This is a genomic window from Paenibacillus tyrphae, from assembly GCF_000722545.1.
GTDB classification, from domain to species: domain Bacteria; phylum Bacillota; class Bacilli; order Paenibacillales; family NBRC-103111; genus Paenibacillus_G; species Paenibacillus_G tyrfis.
In genome coordinates, this window is sequence record NZ_JNVM01000051.1 from 49,383 (window position 1) to 69,849 (window position 20,467).

The following is a 20,467-nucleotide window of genomic DNA, read 5'->3' on the forward strand; positions in this document are numbered from 1 at the left end:
ACCATCCGCCTTCTAGCTCTTCAAGAAGCCACCTCGTTCATGAATGTCGCGGCAGCTGGCTTTCTCCACCAGTTCGTGCTCCAGCACGATCGTTCTTGCCGGGTGCGAACGCTGCGCATGATCGTTTTGCTCGATAAGCTCCATGAGCAGTTCGACGGTCGCTTGTCCTATTTTGTCCATCGGCTGTTGGATGGTCGTGAGCCTCGGCCGGATCACGTCGGACATTTGGTTGCCGTCGAAGCCTATCACGGATATATCATCCGGCACGCGCAATTGATGATCCGCCATACAGTTGATGGCGCCAACCGCCATATCGTCGCTCGCCGCAAATACGGATGTAAACGAACCGCCGGCTTCGGCCAGAAGCTCGTTCATTAACCGGTAGCCGCTGGCCAGCTTGTAGTCACCGAATCGGATAATCGATTCGTCTACTGTTATGCCGTAGTCCTTGCACGCGGCGAGATACCCTTCGTAACGTTTTCTTCCCGCACATAAGTCCCGCATGTCCCCCGCAATCATCGCGATACGCCGATGACCCTTGCGGATGAGATACGCTGTGGCGTCGTAAGCGGCCTTGAAATCGTCTATCATCACCGTCGGCAGATTCAGGCCCAATTCGGCATGGACCACCAGCGGGATTTGATTTTTTTCCAAAAAAAGCCGGATATGATCGTTCAGCTTTTCATGCATGAGCACAATGCCGTCCACACGCATCTCCTGAAACACATTCAAATATTTGACCACCTTATCCGTGTCTTCGACAATGTTGGAAACGAGCAGGTTATAGCCTCTTCGCCCCAAGGTCTCCTCAATGTTGCTCAGAATCGTCGCCTGGAAGTTGGACGTAATATCGGGAATGATGACTCCGATCAGATTGGTTTTATTCCGTTTCAGACTTTTTGCAATCAAACTGGGCGAATAATTAAGCTGCTCGATCGCTTGACGCACTTTCTTTTCCAGCTTTTCGCTCACATGCTCGCCCTTGTTCAAAACTCTGGACACGCTCGTGACCGAAACGCCAGCCACACGTGCCACGTCCTTGATTTTCACACCCATACGTTGCTGTCCTCATTTCAAAACAGTAATTCAGCGAGCCGCGTACATCCGCTCCCGCAAAGCCGCAGTGGCGCCGACGTCCAGCGTGGAGACCGCGTCCAGCTTCATCTCGGCATAAGCCGAAAACATCCCGCTGTCGGGCAAGGTATATACCCAGACAAGCAGTCCGTGTTCGTGGGCGCACTGCACCAGAACTTCACGGCACGAAGGATAGTCCACGTTGATTCCGGCGAATCCTTTTTGCTTGGCCATGCTGCACAAATCCCGTACTGCGGCTTCATAGGCGGCGCCGTTCATCTCTTTTAACGCTTCCGGCGTATTCCACATTACTCTATCACGATAGGGAAGATTTGTAATCGTTTTTGTTTCGCCTGTAAAATAAATCTGCTCCCACATCTTCAATGTGTTCAGCAGCTCGATGGTTGGAAGCGCTGCGGCATCGGTCTTGATATCCAAATTAAACAAGACCGGCTGCCCCTTAAAAGCCAGCAGCACCGTCTCCAATCGTTCCAGCTCCTGTCCTGCCGGAAGCATAAAGGGATTCCTTGCCTTCAATTCGGCGTAAGTAAGCTCGGAGATCCAAGGATTATCATCATGATAAAGCACGCACACGCCATCCTTGGTCGCCCTGACATCGACTTCCAGCACCTCCGCGCCTGCTTTCCGTCCGGCGATAGCCGATTCTAAGGTATTGTCCAGCGTACCTTCGCAGCCGGTATGCGCGATAATTAGGGGCATATTCATAGAATTCACGCCTCCTGTGTTGTTTTGTGTGATCGCTTCGACGCCGTTACCGGGCTTCAAAATAAAGCGGATTCGTAAAAGCGACGTCCGCTAACGCCATGCCCAGCAAGCCATGCAGGCGAACCCGCAGCCAGGTTAGCCCTTCGCTGGGAATGGTCCGGAAGAACACCGGTTCACTTTCCGTTACGGTGCCACGGCACAGTTCCCCCAAGTTGGATTCGACAATCAACGTATAGCTTGGTCCTTGCAGCAAATTTCGTCCGCTTGTCCGAAACGGGGCATGCACTTGAATCGAAAGCTCGGTGGATTCTCCCGGTGCTTGTAGAATGACATCGCCAATGCCATACGTCTGTCCGCCTGTCCTCAGTTCCAGCGTTACGAGCGGCCCCATGCTCACGCAAATGCGCCCCGAACGGATCGCCTCCACCACGGCTTCCGTCGTGACAGTGTGCTCATCTCCGGCGATGCCCAGGTACGTAAAAGCCGGAGGATCGCTATTTTCGGAGGAATGGTGCCAGTCCCGGCCGGCTGTAGCGGCGATGCGCACTCCCTGATTTAACAAATTCGTCCATTGCTCGAAAGCTGGGGCGTTATGGTTGCGAAGCGGAGGCAGCGTTTCGTGCCATACTTCCATATAGTCGATTTGATGCCAATCCTGGATGTCATACTCCCAATGGCACCCCGTACAAATCGGGCTGCCCATGCTGAACGGATGCGCGATGCCGACCACGCCCCCTTGCCGATGAACCCGGTCAATGCCCTTCAAAATATCCTTCGGGCCCAGATCGCGCCATTCGCAATAAGGGACGCCAAGCGTCAGCATGTGCCCGTAGAAGGTCGTCCACTCCATTCCCGGTACGATGCATATTCCGGTCTCATCCGTCACCCGGGCCGCATCGGCCAGCCCCGATGTGGTGTTGTGATCCGTCAAGGCGATGCCGCGGAGACCTAGTTCTGCCGCTTTCCTGCACATGTCTTGCAGCGTATGGATGCCGTCACTGTGAGGCGTATGGGTATGCAGTTCAAACGGAAGCCAGTTCATGCACCGACGCTCCTCCCCGGATACTTAATGTATAATGACACGCTTCGGTCACAACGCAATGAACGCTTACGGTAATCCGCCAGATCCCCTCTTGAATCGGACCCGCAATAAAGCCCGGAGAGCTTTCTTTCGGCGACAAGATATGATGCTGCTCGTTCGGATGGCGGTGTGCCGATCCCCGGAATCCGTCCGGGTCGTCGATCGATAGCGTGAGCAGATTTTGCAGCGGAACGAACTTTTCCCATTGCTCCTTGTAGACGGGTTGTAAAGACGGGTTTACATACCGGTCGATCGCGTCTTCAATCAGCTCGCGGGAGACGTGTGGGTCGTCCAATTTTTTAGGGCTGTAGCGAAAATCAATAACCAGGCATTCCGCAGGCTCAGGCATATAAAATTGATAGGTAATATGCGTTTTCGAACTGAGCGGAGTCAGCTTCCCTTCGACGATCAGCAGATCCTTCATACAACATCCCCTTACTTTTCTTCATTCATCATGCTGCGAATATAGAAATAGCCGACGAGGGAACAGAGAACAAACATGAATACGGCGCACGCGCTGGAAATACCGGTTTCAAAATAGACCGAAAACTGCTGCTGCATCGCCACCCCGAGCACTTGCGGCGCATTCGGGCCGATCAGAAACGGAGCCGTAAAGCTTCCGACGATGCCCATCACGACGAACGTGGCAGCGACCAGCAGCGATTTGAACGATAAAGGAACGATAATGCGGGTGAACACTTGGATTTTCCCCGCCCCCACGTCCTTCGCGCTTTCAATGACGGCGTTCGGAATACCCGACAGCGCGGAGCTGAGCAGCATGGTGGCAAACGGAATATGAAACCATAAGTTAGCGAGCAGCAGCCCTTTGAAATCGAAGAGCACTTTCATCATCGGCTCATTGGTGAACAGCAGCAGGATGCGGGCCAACCAGCCGTGATTGCCGTACATATTCATAATTCCGTATGTCGCGATGACCGATGGAATGAACATCGGAATATAGTAGAGGCGTTCAATCCACTTCGCCAGAACGCCTGTGCTAAACCTTAAAAACACGGCAAGCCCATAAGCAATAAGCAGCACCAGCACCGACGAGACCAGCGTCAAATAAAGCGTATATTTGATATTCGCCAGCATCGCAGGATCGGTAAACAGAAAGCGGTAATGCTCCAACGTAAACCGGCCGTCGCGTCCGCTCAAGCTTTCCTGAACGGACGTGAAGATCGGCACCACAATCATCAAGAGTAACAGCAAAAAGGATGGCAGCACCATGGCCAGTCCGAGCGCGGAACGTCCCGCTCCGCGTCCGAACAAGGCTGGTCTTAACGATTTGCCGGTGACCAGCGACTGGGTGCTCATTGACCAGCGACTTCCTTCTGCCAACGTTTCATCGCGTCGGCTTCCAGATCCCCGAGATTAAAGGAGCGGTAGTTGACGGACACGCCTTCGAACTTTTTCTTCAGATCGGCAGGCATATGAGACCATTCGATACCGGGGAAGCCGTAAATTTTATTGACAACCTCGGCCTGCGCTTCCGGACTCAGCACAAAATTGATGAAGTCGTAAGCCGCTTCTTTATGCTGCGACATGCTCGGTACAGCCAGTCTTCCCGGTCCGCCGGTAAATGCCGGCTCGATTTGCGCGAGCTTCGTCGTTTCGGGCAGCAGCTTTTTGTTGATTTGCTCCAGCGCCATATCGGACCAAGCCGGAATCATGTCCACCTCTCCGTTCGCGAGCAAGTCGAGCGTCCCTTGGTTTTTCTTCGGATATACGCCCTGCTGGTACATGTCTTTGGACAACGATTTGAGCAGTTCGAAGCCCGGACCCCATTCCTGTTCAATGCCTTTATCTTCATTATGGATCGCCTCTTCCGGCAGAGACTTGTACAAGGCGGTAATCACGAACGACGCGCCGGAACCGCCGGTAGCCGGATCATTGTAGGCGAATCGGCCCGGATGCTTGTGAATCCAGTCGTATAGCTCATCGAGCGTTTTCGGCGGCGTCGGCACTTTCGCGCTGTTATAAGCAAGAAGCACCGAGGAAGACCGGTAAGGCACCACTTTGTAGCCCGCATCCTTCATATTCGCCGGGTTCATCAAGTTGAGATTCGGAATTTTTTTCTCGTCCAGTTGCTCGAAGAGGTTATCCTTTTTTTCGGCGGCCAAATCAGACCCCCCGTTGGCTTCGTACAGATCCACGTCGATCGAGTTGTTCCCCGCTTTCTTGGCGGCTACAATCCGGTTCATGGTCGCCTGTTCGCCTTGTCCAGACGGAATATAGACGAGCTTGACCTTCACTTTGTCCTGTTTTTTCTCATACAAGTCTTTCAGATGCTTCCATAATTCCTGCACGTTCTGCGATCCGCTGAAATAAAACGAAATTTCCGTCGTACCGCCGCTTGGCGCAGCAGCCGTTTCATTCTTGGCAGGAGCCGCGGAGTTAGCCCCGCCTCCCGCTCCCGCCGAACAACCTGCCAGAAGCGTAAACGCCGAGAGAGAAGCAAGAACGAAACTTTTACCCTTGTGCTTGAAACCGCCGAAATTGATACTCATGGTAGACATCCTCCTCGAAGTTGGACCGGCAGCTATGCCGAAATTTTAGGATAAGCAGCGTGCTTGGAAAACGTAAGCGAGACCGATTGTCCGCCGGATAGTTCAACGGCTTCTTCCCGTGGCAGGAACATGCGCAGGACGCCTGCTTCGGTTAGCAGCGTAATTTCAGCGTAATGCCCGAGCACCATCACTTGTTTCACCGTGGCCGCCAGACCGGGGAACGACGCATCCTTCCATCGGACATCCTCCGGCCGAATCGCGACCACGACATCTCCGTGCAGACGCCTGGAATCGGGAAGCTCCAAGTTTTGCAGCGTAATGCTTCCGTTATGCGCCACCCCCTCCAGCATGTTCATGCGTCCGATAAAATTCGCGACAAACAGCGTCTGCGGAGCGTCATAGATGGCTTGCGGCGAATCGGACTGCTCGATATGACCGCGGTTCATGACGATGATCCGGTCGGACAGCGACAACGCCTCTTCCTGATCGTGCGTGACGAACATCATCGTCAGTTTCGTCGACGATTGGATTTCCCTAAGCTCCTCCCGGAGCTCTGCGCGCAGCTTCGCGTCAAGCGCCGAGAAAGGCTCGTCCAGCAGCAGAACTTCCGGTTCCAGCAGCAGAGCTCTCGCCACGGCCACACGCTGCTGCTGTCCGCCCGATAGCTCGGTCGGTCGTTTTTTCTCCGCGCCGGGCAGCCGGACGAGCTTGAGTGCCCGGTCCACCGCTTCTTGAATTTGATCCTTCTTCATTTTGCGGATTTTCAGGCCAAAGGCCAGATTCTCGAACACATTCATATGCGGCCATAGGTTATAGCTTTGAAAAACCATCGCAGTCGGACGCTTCTCCGGGGGCAGATGCAGCACGCTCTTGCCCGCAATCAGAATATCGCCGGAGTCCGGTTCCAGAAATCCGCCGACCGAGCGGAGCACCGTCGTTTTGCCGCAGCCGGATGGGCCCAGCAAAGTCACGAGCTCCCCATGATGGATATCGAACGATATCCCGGTCACGCCTTCGCCTGTTTTGTAACGTTTGGATAAATTTCGAATCGATAATTGAACTGGAGCAGTCATCGTCCTGCCTCCTTGCTATTTCATGGTGAAGCCGCTGGACATCACATCTGCGCTGACGAAGCGCCGTGATACCATCAGCAAAATAATGGTAGGCAGCGTCAAAATAATGGAAAATACGGCGCCGGCCGTTGCCGGATAGTCTTGTACCGCTCCGTACATGATCAGCGGCATCGTTTTGAAGTCGGGCATCCCTACCATAAACGTTCCTTGCGCTTCGTCCAAAGAGGACAAGAACGTAAAGATCGAAGCTACAATAATGCCCGGCAGCGCCATCGGAAGCGTAATATTCCAGAACACGCGAAACGGGCCCGCTCCGGCGTCTCTTGCTGCTTCTTCCTGGGCCTGATGCACGCTCTTGAAAGAAGCGGCCGGAATCCATGTCATATACATCAAGGTATTAATCACATGAATGAGAACAACGCCCACAAAGGTATTCATCAGCCCGACCTTGAAAAACAACACCGCGATGGCGACATATAAGCCCATTTTCGGAAACGCATTGGTCAGCAGGAACGAGAACAGAAACCAACGGCTGAACGGAAATTGAATACGCGCGAAAGCATAGGCCGCGGGGACGCAGATGACAATCGACAGCGCCGTGACGACGGAAGCAATGAGAAAAGACAAGCCAATCGACTTTAAAATTTCAGGCTGGGACAATACGAATTTCCACCAGGTCAAAGACCAGCTCTGCGGCAGCGCCGCCGGATACTGCCACTTTCCCGAAAAGGCAAGCAGCGCCAAATTGATTAGCGGTCCCAGAAAAAAGAAGATGAACAAAGCGAAAATGACAAACTCAACGATCTTTCTTTTTCCCAAGCTTTTGAAGTACCAACTCATGGAATTTTCACCTCCTCACAAAATTGGTATCGATACCAATTTTCGAAAAATAAAAAGCGCCTACCTCCACAGCTGCACTCTGGTATCGATACCAATTTTAACCGTAACAACATATGCTTAACTTTTCAGCCTCCCTGCTTCGCAATTTCTATTTTAAGAATAGAAGACGATTGTAAAATTCGATCGATAGAATTGTAAACGGGAGTTCATGATCTTTTAAATGATTTGTAAAGGGGGGCAATTGGTCAAAAAGCGGCAGCCAAGACTTTTGAAAAGCCCAGGCTGCCGCGATTGGCTGTAAAAGTTTTAGTTAAGTGTCAGACGTCCGATCTGATTACACTCTTCGACAAACCAAATATCGCCGTTGGGACCCATCGTAATACCATGGGGCTCAGCATTCTTTGCCGGTATTGCGTATTCCGTAATAACCCCTTCAACTGTAATTCGGCCGATTTGGTTACCGCCCCATTCCGTGAACCATAGATCCCCGTTTTTCCCGCAAATAATCGCATGAGGACGAGCATTCGGCGTCGGTATAACAAATTCACTCACCTCGCCCGAGGACGTCATTTTACCGATTTTATTCCCCATGATTTGCACAAACCATAATGCTCCGTCAGGTCCAGTCGTAATGCCAACAGGCCCGGAGTTAGGCGTTGGAATCGAATATTCCTTTACCTCGCCTCTGGTGGTGATTCTCCCGATGGTATTATTCTGATTCTGTGTAAACCATAATGCCCCGTCCGGACCCGGAGTAATGAAAGAGGGAAATGCTCTGGGATGAGGCAATTCGAATTCCGTGATTTCCCCTGATTTTGTTATCCTGCCGATTCTGCCGCTATTCATTTCGGTAAACCACATTGCACCGTCGGGACCTTCCGTTATGCCAAAAGGCGCGGAGTTCGCGGCAGGAAGTTCATATTCGGCAAAATGACCGTCCATCGACATTCTCCCGATCTTGTTTGCCCGATATTCTGTAAACCATAAACCGCCGGTCCCGTCCGAAACGATGGACATTACTCCTGCATTCGCTGTCGGAACGGGAAATGAATGTATTTCACCTTCGGCATGGATTCGTCCGATTCGATTGCCCTTCTGTTCCGTAAACCACATCGCCCCGTCTTTTCCGGCGGTTATTCCGTAGGGCCCTGAATCATATCCGTTGACCGCATATTCGTGTATTATGAACCTCATACAAATTGACCTCCCCATCAAACATCAAGGATGCTGTTTCATTTTTCTCAACGTGTCCATATCTCCACTTACGATTGAGCCAATATATTGGCTGATGAGTTCGATATCAGAATCCCACCATTTTATGTCCAATAGTTCCTGAATAACCTCCGGCGAGAAACGCTTCCGTATCTCCCTGGCAGGATTTCCACCGACAATGGTATAAGGTTCAACATCCTTTACGACAACGGCTTCAGCCGCAATAATTGCCCCGTCGCCAATACGCACGCCCGGCATGATGGTTGCACGTCTGCCGATCCAGACGTCGTTGCCAACGATCGTATCTCCTTTGATCGGCAATTGTTCCAAAGAGGGCGTATGCTTTTCCCACCCGTTTCCGAAAATGTTGAATGGGAACGTTGATCCATCCATTCTATGGTTACCGCCATCCATCATAAATCTGACCTCGGGAGCAATGGAACAAAACTTGCCGATGATCAATTTTGTCCCGATGACCTCATAGTGATACAATACTTGATCCTCGAACGATTCTCCGTTTACGGCATCATAGTAGGAGTAATCCCCAACGATGATGTTAGGCTTGGTAATGGTGTTTCGAATGAACTGAACATTTGTATTTCCAGGTACCGGGTACTTTTCGTTTGGATTTGGACCTATCATAGGGGCATCATCCTTTGTAAAATGTATTTTCATCGTAAATTTCGTGCTAAAGCAAGGAAACGCAAAAAACCTCCTAATCCGATGTTCGGATAGGAGGCAGGCATACGACAAAAAAAAGACGTACTCATCCTTTACATGAAGAGTCGTTCTTCTTCTTTTGTACATGCAAAAAAGCCCATGCTAATCCTATCCTGAAAGCATCGTGTATAACGATTTTTTCTTAGGAAGATAGGATTAGTAGATCACTGGCTTTTGGTCACCCTTTCGTTATTGCTTGTAGCCATTTTACCACAAATAAAAAGTCGTGAAAACCGACTACTACGAATATAAATTCGTGATTGACGAATTGCTTGAAGGAGTGGAGTTCTAATATGGAAATAGCAAACAAGTATTCTCGAACGAGCATGGTTTACATTATGACCAATATGGAAGGCATGAATGAAGTCATTGCTTTTTACCGGGACATGAATGGTATACTCACCTTTACGGGCTCTTACCCAACATATGGGAAAGGTACTGGTACAAAGAAAGTTTCATCTGCAACAGCAAACGATGGCATCGATCCCCTTATATCTCAAAGCTCACTATTTTTATCCCGCGATGGCCGCTTCCTATTTGCAGTTAATGCAGGCAGCAACAGTATCAGCAGTTTCAGCATAACCGATAGCGGGGGACTCGTTCTCGTGGATGTGAAACCTTCGGGAGGCGCTCAGCCCAATAGCCTGGAGGTGTTTGGTGATCTGCTCTATGTTTCCAATGTGGGAAATGCCACCAATAATTTTGCATCCAATATCACGGGTTTTCGCATAGAAAATAACGGACATCTTACTCGTATTCCTGGGGCTACCCATTCGCTAAGTACGATCACTGCTCAGCCGGCACAGGTTTTATTCACTCCGGATGGCAGTAAAATCGTTGTACCGGAGTTTACTACAGACCAAATAAGTGTATTCCATGTTAATAAAAATCATACGGTGACAGGACCAATTATTAACGATTCCAGTGGTATAAGACCGTTTGGCTCTTGTTTTTTATCCTCAGGAATCCTTTTAGTTACGGAGGTAGGTTCTAGCGCGCTATCCTCCTATTCCGTGAGTGCAAACGGGCAGCTTCGTGTAATCAGCGGCTCTGTACGGAACGGCCAGAAAACAGCATGCTGGGTCGCAACTGCGAGGAATGAACGTTTTGCATTTACCACTAATACCTTAAGTGGCACAATATCCACCTACCGTATAGATGGCAGCGGAACGCTGACGGCTCTCGGACATATTGCTAGTACACCGGAAGGCACACCTACCGGCCTGCCAATCGATGCCGGAGTGAGTAAAGATGGACGCAATTTTTACACCCTTAACGGGAATCAGGGCACAGTCTCGGTATTTCATATCAGGGATGACGGTAGGCTAGTCAGATTGCAGGTTGCCGCATGGACCTCCTCTCCGTATTTTGGATCACAAGGTTTAGCTGTTTTTTGATTCTATTTACTTTTAGACGCTGCACTCCCCATAATCAAGGAAATCAATATGATCATTAAAGCAAACCACGTCTTTGCATCGATCTGATCTCCTAATAAAATTGTACCGAGAATAACTCCAATCACTGGAACAAAATAATTAGTTAGCGATGCAAAAGCAGATCCGGATTGCTTAATGAGCTGATTAAACATCATGTAGACGATTCCTGCATGGAAAACTCCGAGAATAAGTAGAGAAAGCATTTCAATGAAAGTCAGACTCATGCTTAGCGGATTTTCCAACAGAAAGCTTGCTGGAATCAGAACAATCGATGCAATAATTAGAACATTTCTCATCGCCAGTACGGAGGACATTGGCGGCAGCTTTTCAATTAGGACCAAAGATACCGCAAAGCTTAGTGAAGCAATGATCAGAGCAGGCATTCCCCATAAACTCTGATTCGTAAAGTTGACGGTTAGGGATGGCAAGATCATTAGGAGAATACCAATAAAGCCAACGCCAATACTTAAGAAATGCATCAAACGTAATCGGCTAATTCTAAAGATAAACAAAATAAGCAGCGTAAAAATGGGAACCGTCCCCATAATAATGGAAGCAATGCTGCTGGATACCCGTTGCTGCCCCCACCCGATTAAGAAAAAAGGAATAATCGCTTCAAATAAAGCAATGGCAACATAAAGAACTCTCACCCTCTTATTTTGATAAGTGGAAGAAGGCTGACTTTGCTCTTTCTTGGTAAATAAGAAGAAATGAATCAAGGCTAATGTAATAGCTCCAACAAGCGCCTTTACTGCTGCAAGTGTAACCGGAGGCACTTTAGAGATAATAAGATCTACAAAGAAAAATTGCGAACCCCATATTAAGCTGATTCCTGTTAAAAATAAGATGCTTTTTATTTTCACATCATATATCCCCTCTGCAATTTACATTCAGCTCGTCTTAAGCTAAAAGGTTCCTTACTCATACCCCGCACGCCTGCAAATGATCATATTGGAGATTGGGAATGGGCCTGTACTACCTTAGTGTCTCGGACTTGTTGAGCAGCGGCACCTCGACCGTGACCGCCTCGCTCGCCGGTTTCAGTTCCTTGGTCTTGGTGCCTTCCCAACTCGTAATTGATCCTAAGCTGACGTGGTGCTCGTCGGCGCTGCGCCCAGAAAGGTAATGACGGCCTCGTTGAATACCGCAGCCGAATCCGCATTGGAAATATGTGCGGCGCCCTGGATCTCGACATAGCGGGCATCCGAAACGCGATCGGCCATACGCCGGGAAACAGCTGGCGGTGACATGCGGTCCTGCTCGCCTGCGATGAACAGGACGGGCATGGAAAGGGAAGCCAGGCGCGTGGTCGCATCGAAGCCGACAATCCCCTCCGCCACATGGGCGAGCGATTGTCCGTCGGCCGTCGCCGCCAGGCCGTGCCAAACCTGATAGGTCTTCATCCCTTCCGCGCTGGCCCGGAAGGCTTCGTGGACATTCATGGGCCAGATGCCTTCAAAGCGCTTAACCGGACCGTCTTCCCCGCGGAACGTTCTAGCCCATCCTTCAGCCATCGTCCGGAACTCCTCCGTTGCCGTCGTATCGAAGCTATTGGCGACGATGAGTTTCCCGACGCGCCGAGGCTGTGTGAGCGCAATCTCGAGCGCTACCATCCCGCCCAACGATAGGCCGATAATGTCGGCGGCTTCGATGGAAAGATGATCGAGGAGCGCGAGCACGTCCGCGGCGATGTCGGACACGCCGAACGGTCGGTCGAGCCTTGCCGAGGCACCGTGCCCGGCATGGTCCGGCACAATCACCCGAAATCCCGCCTCGACCAGCGGCGCTATCTGAGGCGCCCAGGCGCGACCGGAATTGCTGATGCCATGCAGCAGGACGACAGGACGTCCAGATCCAAATTCGATGAAATAATTCCGGCGGTCGCCGTTAATATAGTAAGCCATGTTTCATCTACCTCCCCGTATCGATTACATATATAATACCCTTGCCCATTTCATTTTAATGGTGAGTACCAAGCGCTACAATCAATAAAAAACACATCTGTATCGGTACAGTTAGAGAGAGCCAAGTTATCTCATATAAACCAAATGGCTGTAAACCCTTGTAATCCAAGGATTTACAGCCATATCGCAACTATTTTAGCTTTTGAAAATGCAAGCTTCGCCAATCTAGTTAAACTCAATATCTATTTAGTTCGTGGAAGCGACCCGCGAATTGGTTACAAAGCATTCCAAGAGGTAGCTGGTGTATTAGATAACGTTCCATTCACCGGAGTCGGGAGTAAAATGAACGTCCGAGTAGAAGGCCTCCAATGACAAAAACAATCGACAGCCAGATTCCATTCCCACTCGTAGCTAAATACGAAGGAATCAAAATATTCATTGCGACTTTCAGAGCAACAAACACGATGAGTATTCCAACTATCCAGAGTGTCTTCTTGCCCGATCCGATTTGCCCTCGTTTATTGAGAAATATTAGCCGTCCTTGAACCACCCCAGCTGCGATGCCCAATACAGTTACTGACAATAGCAAAATCCACTCTTTCGTTCCAATGCCATTCATCGTAAACGCCCACACGACTCCGATAACAAGCAGCATCGCTCCGATGAAAAACGTTCGATCTAACCCTTTCATGACGATATAACTCCTTTGTGAGATCTTTGAAAAAGTACACTGGCTGTTAATAAATCTTTTTCAATAATTCAATAACTTCATCTAGGGTGAGGCCAAAGGATTTGTAGTATGAAGTGTCGTTAACCATTTGCTTCAAAATCATTTCATTGCGTATTTGAAGCATTTCATCGGACGAGAATTCGGCTACAAAACACCCTTTACCTGTTACTGTATTGATCAAACCACATCGTTCGAGTTCTTCCCAAGCTTTCTTTACGGTGATGACACTAACACGAAGCTCTAGGGCGGCTTGTCGAATTGGCGGCAAACAATAGCCGCTTTCTAACTCGCCTTTTAGAATTTGGGCGCTGATTTGTTCGAAAAGCTGCTGATAAATCGGTTTTTCGGATGTGTTCGAAATAGCTATGTTCATTGGACTTCCACTTTTAGGAATCTTTTAATCCCAATCTGACAAGCAATCATGGTGAATACAACAAATATCACGATTCCCGTGATCAGGATGGACGTTTGGAGCGCCATATTGTGGGCGCCGGTACCATTGAAAATGTCGGACACAAAAGAATTTTGGATTCCGATCCACTGTGCAACTCCGGCAAAAAGCATAGCAGCTGAAACGGATGCGAACATTGCCCCGCCATATTTATATGCCGTCTTGTAATACATGGAAATAAAGATAATGTTGAAGATCGCAAGCATGACAAAACATAATCCCCAAAAACCCATGTGAGGCGCGAAGAAATGATTGGTCAGATTCGGGTATAAGCGAATATTTATCATACCAAAGATCATTGCACTAACAATATGCAATAATTCCAGAATGACAATAACGAACACCCTTGCTTTCACCATGTCTTTTCTGGTTACAGGCATCATCGTAGTAAATATCAAATCGTTCTGCGCTCTAAATCCACTAAACATACTCGGTATAGTGATCCAGCAAAAATACAAAATGACAATAAAATATAACCAACCGGGCACGAGCATTAAGGCGCCCATAAGAAGAGGCATTATAAACAACGTTGGACTTACGCCTAATTTCAAATCCTTCATTACTAAGTTATACATACATATCCTCCTTTTTCGCGAAATAAATCATGATTTCCTCGAGACTCGGTGTGGCTGCTTTAATGTCGGAAGAGGGATCGAAGTCTCTGGAGTGAATCAGTCCTGTAAAGCCGAATGAATTTATTTTGTAGGAAATCAACTTTTCTTTCACCTGATTTAGCTGGCTTTCGTTGCCATTCAGCAGGCGATATGACGCAATAAATTCATCTTTCTCAGAACTGTTGATAATTTGTCCGTTATCGATAAAAGTAATAAAATCGGCGCATTTCTCCAAGTCAGATGTAATATGAGTAGAGAAAAGAATGCTGATTTCGCCATCTACGACGAGCTCTTGAAAAATTTCCAACAGTTCATCTCTTGCGACCGGATCGAGTCCGCTTGTTGGTTCATCAAGGATGAGAAGCTTCGCACCATGGGACAAGGCAAGGGCCAAGCTGTACTTCACTTTCATTCCCGTCGACAATTCGACGATTTTTTTGTTTTCATCCAATTTAAATTTTCTCAGATAGTTATAATAGGTTTCATCATCCCAATTCGTATAGAACTTCTTAATTACATCGGTCAACGTCTTCATCTTGCTTCGAGTATAAAAATCGATGCCGCCGAATGCGTATCCGATTTCTTGTTTCAATTCGATTTCGTGTTCGGCAATGTTTTTGCCCAAAATACGTACCTCGCCGCTATCAATATGAATCATATTGAGGATCGATTTTATTGTGGTTGTTTTTCCTGCGCCATTGGCACCGATAAATCCCATAATATAACCCTTTTCCAATTGAAACGATACATCTTTTAACTGGAAATTTTGATATTTCTTATTTAAATTTCTAATGTCTAATGCCAGCATAAAGTACCTCCTCTTTAAATTGTGTATGTCGTGTATGCACAATATAACATGGGTGGTTTGTTAAGTCAATGGAATAATGGTATTTTCTACTGGGGTCATGACATTGCGGGTTTTGGAAAAACTAAAGAGAAAACCACAACCTAGAAGGAGAGCAACTTCCCATGGTTCAGCATAAGCTTTTTTGGTTCATTGCTCACTATGGCTATATAGGCATTTTCGGTGCCTTAGTCCTTGGTATTATAGGCTTGCCGGTTCCAGACGAGATTTTGATGACTTTTTCAGGGTACTTAATTTCAAAAGGCGAACTTCATTATTTTCCCACATTGATTGTTTCGGTATTAGGCAGCTTTATCGGGATGTCCGCCAGCTATTTTATTGGACATAAATTCGGGTATCCGCTTTTAGAAAAATATGGGCGTAAAATTCATATCACAAAAGAGAAGTTGGACAGCACACAGCATTGGTTTAATAGGTTTGGTAAGTTTGCGCTCACGATTGGATACTTCATTCCGGGAGTCCGTCATTTAACAGCTTACAGCGCCGGAATAAGCAAATGGTCTTATCGAGTCTTTAGTCTGTATGCAGCGCCTGGAGCCATGATCTGGGCTTTTACATTTATCACTTTAGGTACGTATTTAGGAGAGCATTGGCGTGCCGTTACCGAAACAATACATCGATATTTAGTGATTGGGCTAGCTCTTCTAATTGCATCCGCTTTAATAATTTGGTTCGTAAGAAGAGCGAAGAGTGAAAAAATAAAAGCGAAATAAGCCAAAGAGTTGATTTAATGGAGTCGTATAAGCGTTACGGTAGCATACCTAGAAGACGACGGGCTGCTGCGGAAACGGGAACAGCATTTAATGTAATCAAACCTACCTTGCGAGGAGGAATTGGACTTTTCTGCAAAAGCTCCACAACTTGCCCTTGCCCCAGCTCAATGGCTTTCCATAATTTCGACACTATTTTCGGTCGCCAATTTCTCTGATACATTTCTGGTTTTGCGTTCGCAAGATGCTGGGATGCTCCCAGCCTTAATCCCGCTCGCTTTTTTCACGTTTATTATGATCAGCAGTATCTTCTCGATGCCAGTAGGCATGTTGTCTGACCGCATTGGTCGTCGACCGGTACTAATCTCTGGATTCATTATCTTTGCACTGATTTTGAAGATCCTGTGTAGATCGTCTACTTTCCCTTGGGAAGTCGTATTGTAAACGTAGTACCTTGCCCACTTTCTGCCGATATTTCCCCGCCGTGAGCTGAAACCAATTCCTTTACAATGGTCAGCCCAAGGCCGCTGCCACCGGTCCGCCGATTCTATATTTTTCATCAGCTTATCCCTATTTAACAAATTGTGTGTAAGACTTCCATTTCCCTTTTCTTCAAAAGTTCTACATATGAACCGGCTATGATGGATCTATCGGATTTTTGATACAGAAAGGATTGATAACTCATGGCTAGTTGGAAGTTTAAAAGCATAATTGCAATCGGGGCCTTATCCGTTGTATTAGCGGGGTGTTCCGGTTCAATGAACGGAATGGATCATTCCAAAATGAATATGGAGGAGACACAAGCATCCTCAAAGACGACAAATGGGCAGACGGTGAAGCCAACTGTTCTAACGGGGAAAGAAATTAATTTGACGGCTTCCGTAAGCAATCAGGAAATAGCCCCCGGCAAAACTTTGCCTGTCTGGACGTTTAATAATTCGGTTCCCGGTCCGCAAATACGGGTTAAGCAAGGAGATACGGTTAAGATTAACTTGAAGAACCAGCTGCCTGAGCCAGTCACCATTCATTGGCACGGCGTTCCCGTACCAAACGCGATGGATGGTATACCAGGCGTAACGCAAAATGCGGTTCAACCGGGCCAGTCGTTTACGTACGAGTTTAAAACGGATGTCCCCGGCACCTACTGGTACCATTCACATCAGGATAGTGTAAATCAGTTAGATCGTGGACTATACGGTTCTTTCGTTGTAGAAGGTAAAAACGAGGAAAAAGTGGACCGCGATTACACACTGATGCTGGATGAATGGATGAGCTCCGGTGAAATGTCCAGCATGAATATGTCTGGAGGCAATATGTCCGGCATGGATCACAGTACGATGAATATGGGACATGATATGAGCATGTACGATCTGTACACCATAAATGGAAAATCCGGCTCGCTGGTGGATCAGCTCCCTGTCAAGCAGGGAGATAGAGTCCGAATCCGTTTGATCAATGCAGGCTATTTGTCTCATCAAATTCATTTGCACGGACATGAATTCAAAGTTATTGCTACCGATGGGCAGCCAATAAACAATCCGGATATCTTGAAAGATAATGTGATAAGTATTGCTCCAGGAGAACGTTACGATATTGAATTTGTCGCGAACAATCCAGGCAAATGGTTGATCGAGGACCATGGCAACAACGCTGCTATTAAAGGGATGAAAGCGACGATCGCTTATGAAGGAGCTGCCGCGGGTTCCGACAAAGCGAATGAATCGGAGAAGCTGGCGGCTGTCGATATGAGTCGATACGGCCAAGCGGGCAAAGCTAACTTTACGTTAGATCAGAAGTATACGTTGGAATACACGATGAATTTGAACACCGAAATGAAAAACGGGGAAATGGTCTACACCATAAACGGAAAAACGTTTCCGGAAACCGAACCGATAAACGTCAAAAAAAGAGATACCGTCAAGGTTCGCCTCGTCAATAATTCGAAAACCGACGATCATCCGATGCACCTACACGGTCACTTCTTTCAAGTACTAAGCAAGAACGGGAAACCGCTTGAAGGATCACCAATGATGAAGGATACGTTGAATTTGAAGCCGGGCGATGAATATATTGTTGCATTCGAAGCAGCTAATGAAGGGAACTGGATGTTCCATTGTCACGATCTTCATCATGCTTCAGCCGGCATGGTAACGGAATTAAAATATACAGACTATAAGACTGATTTTGTTGCAGACCCGAATGCAGGAAATAAACCGGAGTAATACAAAAATGAGCGCTCGCCCGTGCTGAAGCCAATAAACCGGCCCGAAAGCCCAATGATGTGAAATGATTCGATAAATTCCGAAGATAGGTGGGATGGTCATGGGAGAAACAACCAAAATCGCAATTAGCGCTGCAATTCAAGCTGGAGGCAGCCTGTTTACACCGGAGCAGCTTGCCAAAATCAGTGCCGCCGTAGGGGCGGATGCAAAAATTGAGATGACAACATTCAAACAGCTTTATGCAGAAGTACCCCTCGAACGGCGTGATGCCATAAAAGAAGATCTTGAGCGTTATGGCCTTGAAGTGTATCCGGCAGGGTTTGCGACCAAAAGTCTGATCGCCTGTAATTTCTGTAAAGGGGCTGAAGAGACTGGTTTGGATACGGCCCGAACCTTAAATAAAGCAATAGCAGGTATTGAAACGCCTACACCCCTTAAGATCGGGTATGCAGGTTGTGCTTTAGGTACAAGCGAGCCGTTACTTAAAGATATCGGCGTTGTCAAAATGCGAGATAGATTTGACATCTACGTTGGCGGTGAACCGAAGGGGCTTAAAACTTTCTTTGCCAAACTGCTTGTATCAGGATTAACCGAAGACCGCCTCGTTCCAGTCGTAACGGCCATTATCCATTTCTATAAGGCACACGCGAAGGGTAAAGAAAAATTCAGCAAATTTGTGGACCGGGTATCACTCGAACAGCTCCAGCAAATTGCTGGTTAATGGATTTCTGAGAGGAGGTGAAACCATGCAAGAAGCAACTGTTAAAGTACAAGGCATGTCTTGCCGCTCTTGTGTCCGAGCGATTGAAGGGGCACTTGATTCGATTGGTGCCGAAGGTCGCGTTAACTTTGAGCAAGGCACGGTAGATGTTCAGCATGACGAAGCGAAAGTAAAATTAGCCGATATAAAGCAAGCCATCCAAAACAAGGGGTATAACGTTGTAGCATAAGAGCATTCGATAGTAGCAAGGAGTGATTCTGGAATGAAGGAACCCGTAAAAATTTATTCGATCCCCACTTGCAGTGACTGCAATTATGCCAAACGTTACTTCAAAGAACACGAGATTGCCTATACAGATTATAACTGCGAAGAAAACGTCAAGTATGCAGAGGAAGTCTGGAACTTGACGGGAAAACAAATTGTTCCGACGATCGTGATTGGCGACAAGGTGTTTGTTGGATTTGCAGAAAATTTAAGTGAGATAAGAGAACTGTTAAGTTAACATATGCGTACGCTGAAATCAATTAAACTGTAATGAATATATAGACAGCGTTTCGCGCATTCGGCCTATGCTCCGAAAGCATCGGTCAAGCAGCTCCGGGCAACATGTCCGAAGCTGCTTTCTTTTTTCAATGTTTCGTGATTCGAAGCTTTTTTAGGCGGCGAATCAGCTCCGATCGTTCGTCTTTCTGGCGAGATCCACATGCCACAAGTCCCCTACAGGAGATCCATTGCGCTCAAAAATCCGAATCTTTCAATCCGATATACGGAGCCGGATCAACGCGCCGGGTTTGCCGGTTACTGGATCGATTCGGATACCGAAAGGAGATGTAATGGCTCCGGAAACTGGCCGTGCAAAGCCGCTTTCGGATGGCTCAATGACTTTCAATCGGAATAAACCCTTCCGTGACATAAAGTCTCGCATACATATCACTTCTGCTATGGGGAACGCTTATAATTGATACTAAAAAATGCACTATATTTTTATAAGATAACCTTAGACAAACATAAAAAAACATTTTCTTTAACATCTTGATCACGACTTCCAAGAAGGGCCAATTGCGAAGAATTGGTCAGCTTGGAAGTCCAGACCTTTGATAAAATAACGATTCCGAATTAATATCACAAGTACTGCTAAGCAAATTTAGATCATTGTTCCTCATGGATGGAGGTTGTGACAGCGAGATAAACGATGGCCCGGAATAATAGTCTGTTCAGCTCTCCCTGCTATAATAAGGATTTCTTAATCCCACAAGGATTCAGTAAAAAAAGGAGCAGCTGCCTTAGGCAAACTGCTCCTTTTTTTGGGGAGAATATGAGACATCGGATAAATTCCGAAGTTTATAAAAAAATAACCCCGATTGGGGTTGCTGCTTGGCGACGTCCTACTCTCCCAGGACCCTGCGGTCCAAGTACCATCGGCGCTGGAAGGCTTAACGGTCGTGTTCGGGATGGGTACGCGTGGTTCCCTTCCGCCATCATCACCAAACCTAATCAAGGATTGCACCTTGAAAACTAGATGCGAAATTTTTCAACTTCTATCGTTAGCTTATGGTTTTGGATAAGCCCTCGACCGAT

The 20,467-nt window shown here is 47.7% G+C and carries 23 protein-coding genes, 1 rRNA gene and 1 pseudogene; 7 read left to right on the forward strand and 18 right to left on the reverse strand.

Features of this window, described 5'->3' with window-relative positions; genetic code table 11:
- Nucleotides 1-12: 12 nt before the first annotated feature.
- The 10 genes from ET33_RS33885 to vat(I) all read right to left on the reverse strand — a co-directional run bounded on the left by ET33_RS33885 (nt 13) and on the right by vat(I) (nt 9,158).
- Complete coding sequence (locus tag ET33_RS33885) at nt 13-1,056, reverse strand: LacI family DNA-binding transcriptional regulator (protein WP_036692986.1); 1,044 nt, start codon at nt 1,054-1,056, stop codon at nt 13-15.
- A gap of 30 nt (nt 1,057-1,086) precedes the next feature.
- Nucleotides 1,087-1,800, reverse strand: coding sequence for a glycerophosphodiester phosphodiesterase (locus tag ET33_RS33890; RefSeq protein ID WP_036692989.1), 714 nt, complete (start codon nt 1,798-1,800; stop codon nt 1,087-1,089).
- A gap of 46 nt (nt 1,801-1,846) precedes the next feature.
- On the reverse strand, nt 1,847-2,842 hold the full coding sequence (locus ET33_RS33895) for a CehA/McbA family metallohydrolase (RefSeq protein WP_036692991.1): 996 nt from the start codon (nt 2,840-2,842) through the stop codon (nt 1,847-1,849).
- Complete coding sequence (locus ET33_RS33900) at nt 2,823-3,305, reverse strand: hypothetical protein (RefSeq protein WP_036692993.1); 483 nt, start codon at nt 3,303-3,305, stop codon at nt 2,823-2,825. Before ET33_RS33900 ends, ET33_RS33895 begins: the two co-directional genes overlap by 20 nt.
- 11 nt (nt 3,306-3,316) lie before the next feature.
- On the reverse strand, nt 3,317-4,198 hold the full coding sequence (locus ET33_RS33905) for an ABC transporter permease (protein WP_200879273.1): 882 nt from the start codon (nt 4,196-4,198) through the stop codon (nt 3,317-3,319).
- Nucleotides 4,195-5,391 carry an extracellular solute-binding protein gene (locus ET33_RS33910; protein ID WP_051776019.1) on the reverse strand — a complete coding sequence of 399 codons (1,197 nt, stop codon included), beginning with the start codon at nt 5,389-5,391 and terminating at the stop codon, nt 4,195-4,197. Before ET33_RS33910 ends, ET33_RS33905 begins: the two co-directional genes overlap by 4 nt.
- A 32-nt stretch (nt 5,392-5,423) precedes the next feature.
- Nucleotides 5,424-6,464, reverse strand: coding sequence for an ABC transporter ATP-binding protein (locus ET33_RS33915; RefSeq protein ID WP_036692996.1), 1,041 nt, complete (start codon nt 6,462-6,464; stop codon nt 5,424-5,426).
- 15 nt (nt 6,465-6,479) lie between these two features.
- Nucleotides 6,480-7,304 carry an ABC transporter permease gene (locus ET33_RS33920; RefSeq protein ID WP_010496370.1) on the reverse strand — a complete coding sequence of 275 codons (825 nt, stop codon included), beginning with the start codon at nt 7,302-7,304 and terminating at the stop codon, nt 6,480-6,482.
- A gap of 306 nt (nt 7,305-7,610) precedes the next feature.
- Entirely contained in the window at nt 7,611-8,498 is an 888-nt protein-coding gene (locus ET33_RS33925) for a Vgb family protein (RefSeq protein ID WP_036693002.1), read from the reverse strand.
- 24 nt (nt 8,499-8,522) lie between these two features.
- The gene (vat(I), locus tag ET33_RS33930) at nt 8,523-9,158 is read right to left on the reverse strand and encodes a streptogramin A O-acetyltransferase Vat(I) (protein WP_036693005.1); all 636 of its coding nucleotides are present in this window, start codon (nt 9,156-9,158) and stop codon (nt 8,523-8,525) included.
- A 371-nt stretch (nt 9,159-9,529) separates the two neighbouring features.
- Between vat(I) and ET33_RS33935 the strand changes: the two genes are divergently transcribed.
- The gene (locus ET33_RS33935; protein ID WP_036693007.1) at nt 9,530-10,633 is read left to right on the forward strand and encodes a lactonase family protein; all 1,104 of its coding nucleotides are present in this window, start codon (nt 9,530-9,532) and stop codon (nt 10,631-10,633) included.
- 2 nt (nt 10,634-10,635) lie between these two features.
- Here the strand turns inward: ET33_RS33935 and ET33_RS33940 are convergent, their stop codons facing one another.
- From ET33_RS33940 to ET33_RS33965, 6 genes are all read right to left on the reverse strand, one after another.
- Nucleotides 10,636-11,535, reverse strand: coding sequence for a DMT family transporter (locus ET33_RS33940; RefSeq protein WP_036693009.1), 900 nt, complete (start codon nt 11,533-11,535; stop codon nt 10,636-10,638).
- Nucleotides 11,536-11,754: 219 nt separating this feature from the next.
- Nucleotides 11,755-12,576 carry an alpha/beta fold hydrolase gene (locus tag ET33_RS33945; RefSeq protein ID WP_036693013.1) on the reverse strand — a complete coding sequence of 274 codons (822 nt, stop codon included), beginning with the start codon at nt 12,574-12,576 and terminating at the stop codon, nt 11,755-11,757.
- Between the two features lie 322 nt (nt 12,577-12,898).
- Nucleotides 12,899-13,267, reverse strand: a complete 369-nt coding sequence (locus tag ET33_RS33950; protein WP_036693016.1) for a hypothetical protein — start codon at nt 13,265-13,267, stop codon at nt 12,899-12,901.
- 46 nt (nt 13,268-13,313) lie between these two features.
- Entirely contained in the window at nt 13,314-13,679 is a 366-nt protein-coding gene (locus ET33_RS33955; RefSeq protein ID WP_036693019.1) for a GntR family transcriptional regulator, read from the reverse strand.
- Nucleotides 13,676-14,332, reverse strand: coding sequence for an ABC-2 transporter permease (locus tag ET33_RS33960; protein WP_036693022.1), 657 nt, complete (start codon nt 14,330-14,332; stop codon nt 13,676-13,678). Before ET33_RS33960 ends, ET33_RS33955 begins: the two co-directional genes overlap by 4 nt.
- Nucleotides 14,325-15,179 (reverse strand): ABC transporter ATP-binding protein, encoded by an 855-nt coding sequence (locus ET33_RS33965; RefSeq protein ID WP_036693025.1) that lies wholly within the window; start codon nt 15,177-15,179, stop codon nt 14,325-14,327. Before ET33_RS33965 ends, ET33_RS33960 begins: the two co-directional genes overlap by 8 nt.
- A gap of 161 nt (nt 15,180-15,340) precedes the next feature.
- Here ET33_RS33965 and ET33_RS33970 point away from each other — a divergent pair, with 161 nt between their 5' ends.
- Both ET33_RS33970 and ET33_RS40770 read left to right on the forward strand, forming a co-directional pair.
- Nucleotides 15,341-15,949, forward strand: coding sequence for a DedA family protein (locus tag ET33_RS33970; protein ID WP_036693027.1), 609 nt, complete (start codon nt 15,341-15,343; stop codon nt 15,947-15,949).
- Between the two features lie 228 nt (nt 15,950-16,177).
- Nucleotides 16,178-16,390: an MFS transporter gene (locus ET33_RS40770; RefSeq protein WP_407668132.1), complete on the forward strand. Its 213-nt coding sequence runs from the start codon at nt 16,178-16,180 to the stop codon at nt 16,388-16,390.
- Here ET33_RS40770 and ET33_RS38180 read toward each other — a convergent pair.
- Nucleotides 16,362-16,493, reverse strand: a pseudogene (locus ET33_RS38180) (ATP-binding protein); the annotation flags it as partial. The gene ET33_RS40770 and the pseudogene ET33_RS38180 sit on opposite strands and share 29 nt — an antisense overlap.
- Nucleotides 16,494-16,629: 136 nt before the next feature.
- Between ET33_RS38180 and ET33_RS33980 the strand changes: the two are divergent.
- The 4 genes from ET33_RS33980 (at nt 16,630) to ET33_RS33995 (ending at nt 19,391) form a co-directional block, all read left to right on the forward strand.
- Entirely contained in the window at nt 16,630-18,168 is a 1,539-nt protein-coding gene (locus tag ET33_RS33980) for a multicopper oxidase family protein (protein WP_036693033.1), read from the forward strand.
- A gap of 100 nt (nt 18,169-18,268) precedes the next feature.
- On the forward strand, nt 18,269-18,889 hold the full coding sequence (locus tag ET33_RS33985; protein ID WP_152570744.1) for an NAD(P)/FAD-dependent oxidoreductase: 621 nt from the start codon (nt 18,269-18,271) through the stop codon (nt 18,887-18,889).
- A 25-nt stretch (nt 18,890-18,914) separates the two neighbouring features.
- On the forward strand, nt 18,915-19,118 hold the full coding sequence (locus ET33_RS33990) for a cation transporter (RefSeq protein WP_036693041.1): 204 nt from the start codon (nt 18,915-18,917) through the stop codon (nt 19,116-19,118).
- Between the two features lie 33 nt (nt 19,119-19,151).
- Nucleotides 19,152-19,391 (forward strand): glutaredoxin family protein, encoded by a 240-nt coding sequence (locus ET33_RS33995; protein WP_036693043.1) that lies wholly within the window; start codon nt 19,152-19,154, stop codon nt 19,389-19,391.
- An 870-nt stretch (nt 19,392-20,261) separates the two neighbouring features.
- Here the strand turns inward: ET33_RS33995 and rrf are convergent.
- A 5S ribosomal RNA gene (gene rrf / locus ET33_RS34005) occupies nt 20,262-20,378 on the reverse strand.
- Nucleotides 20,379-20,467: the final 89 nt, after the last annotated feature.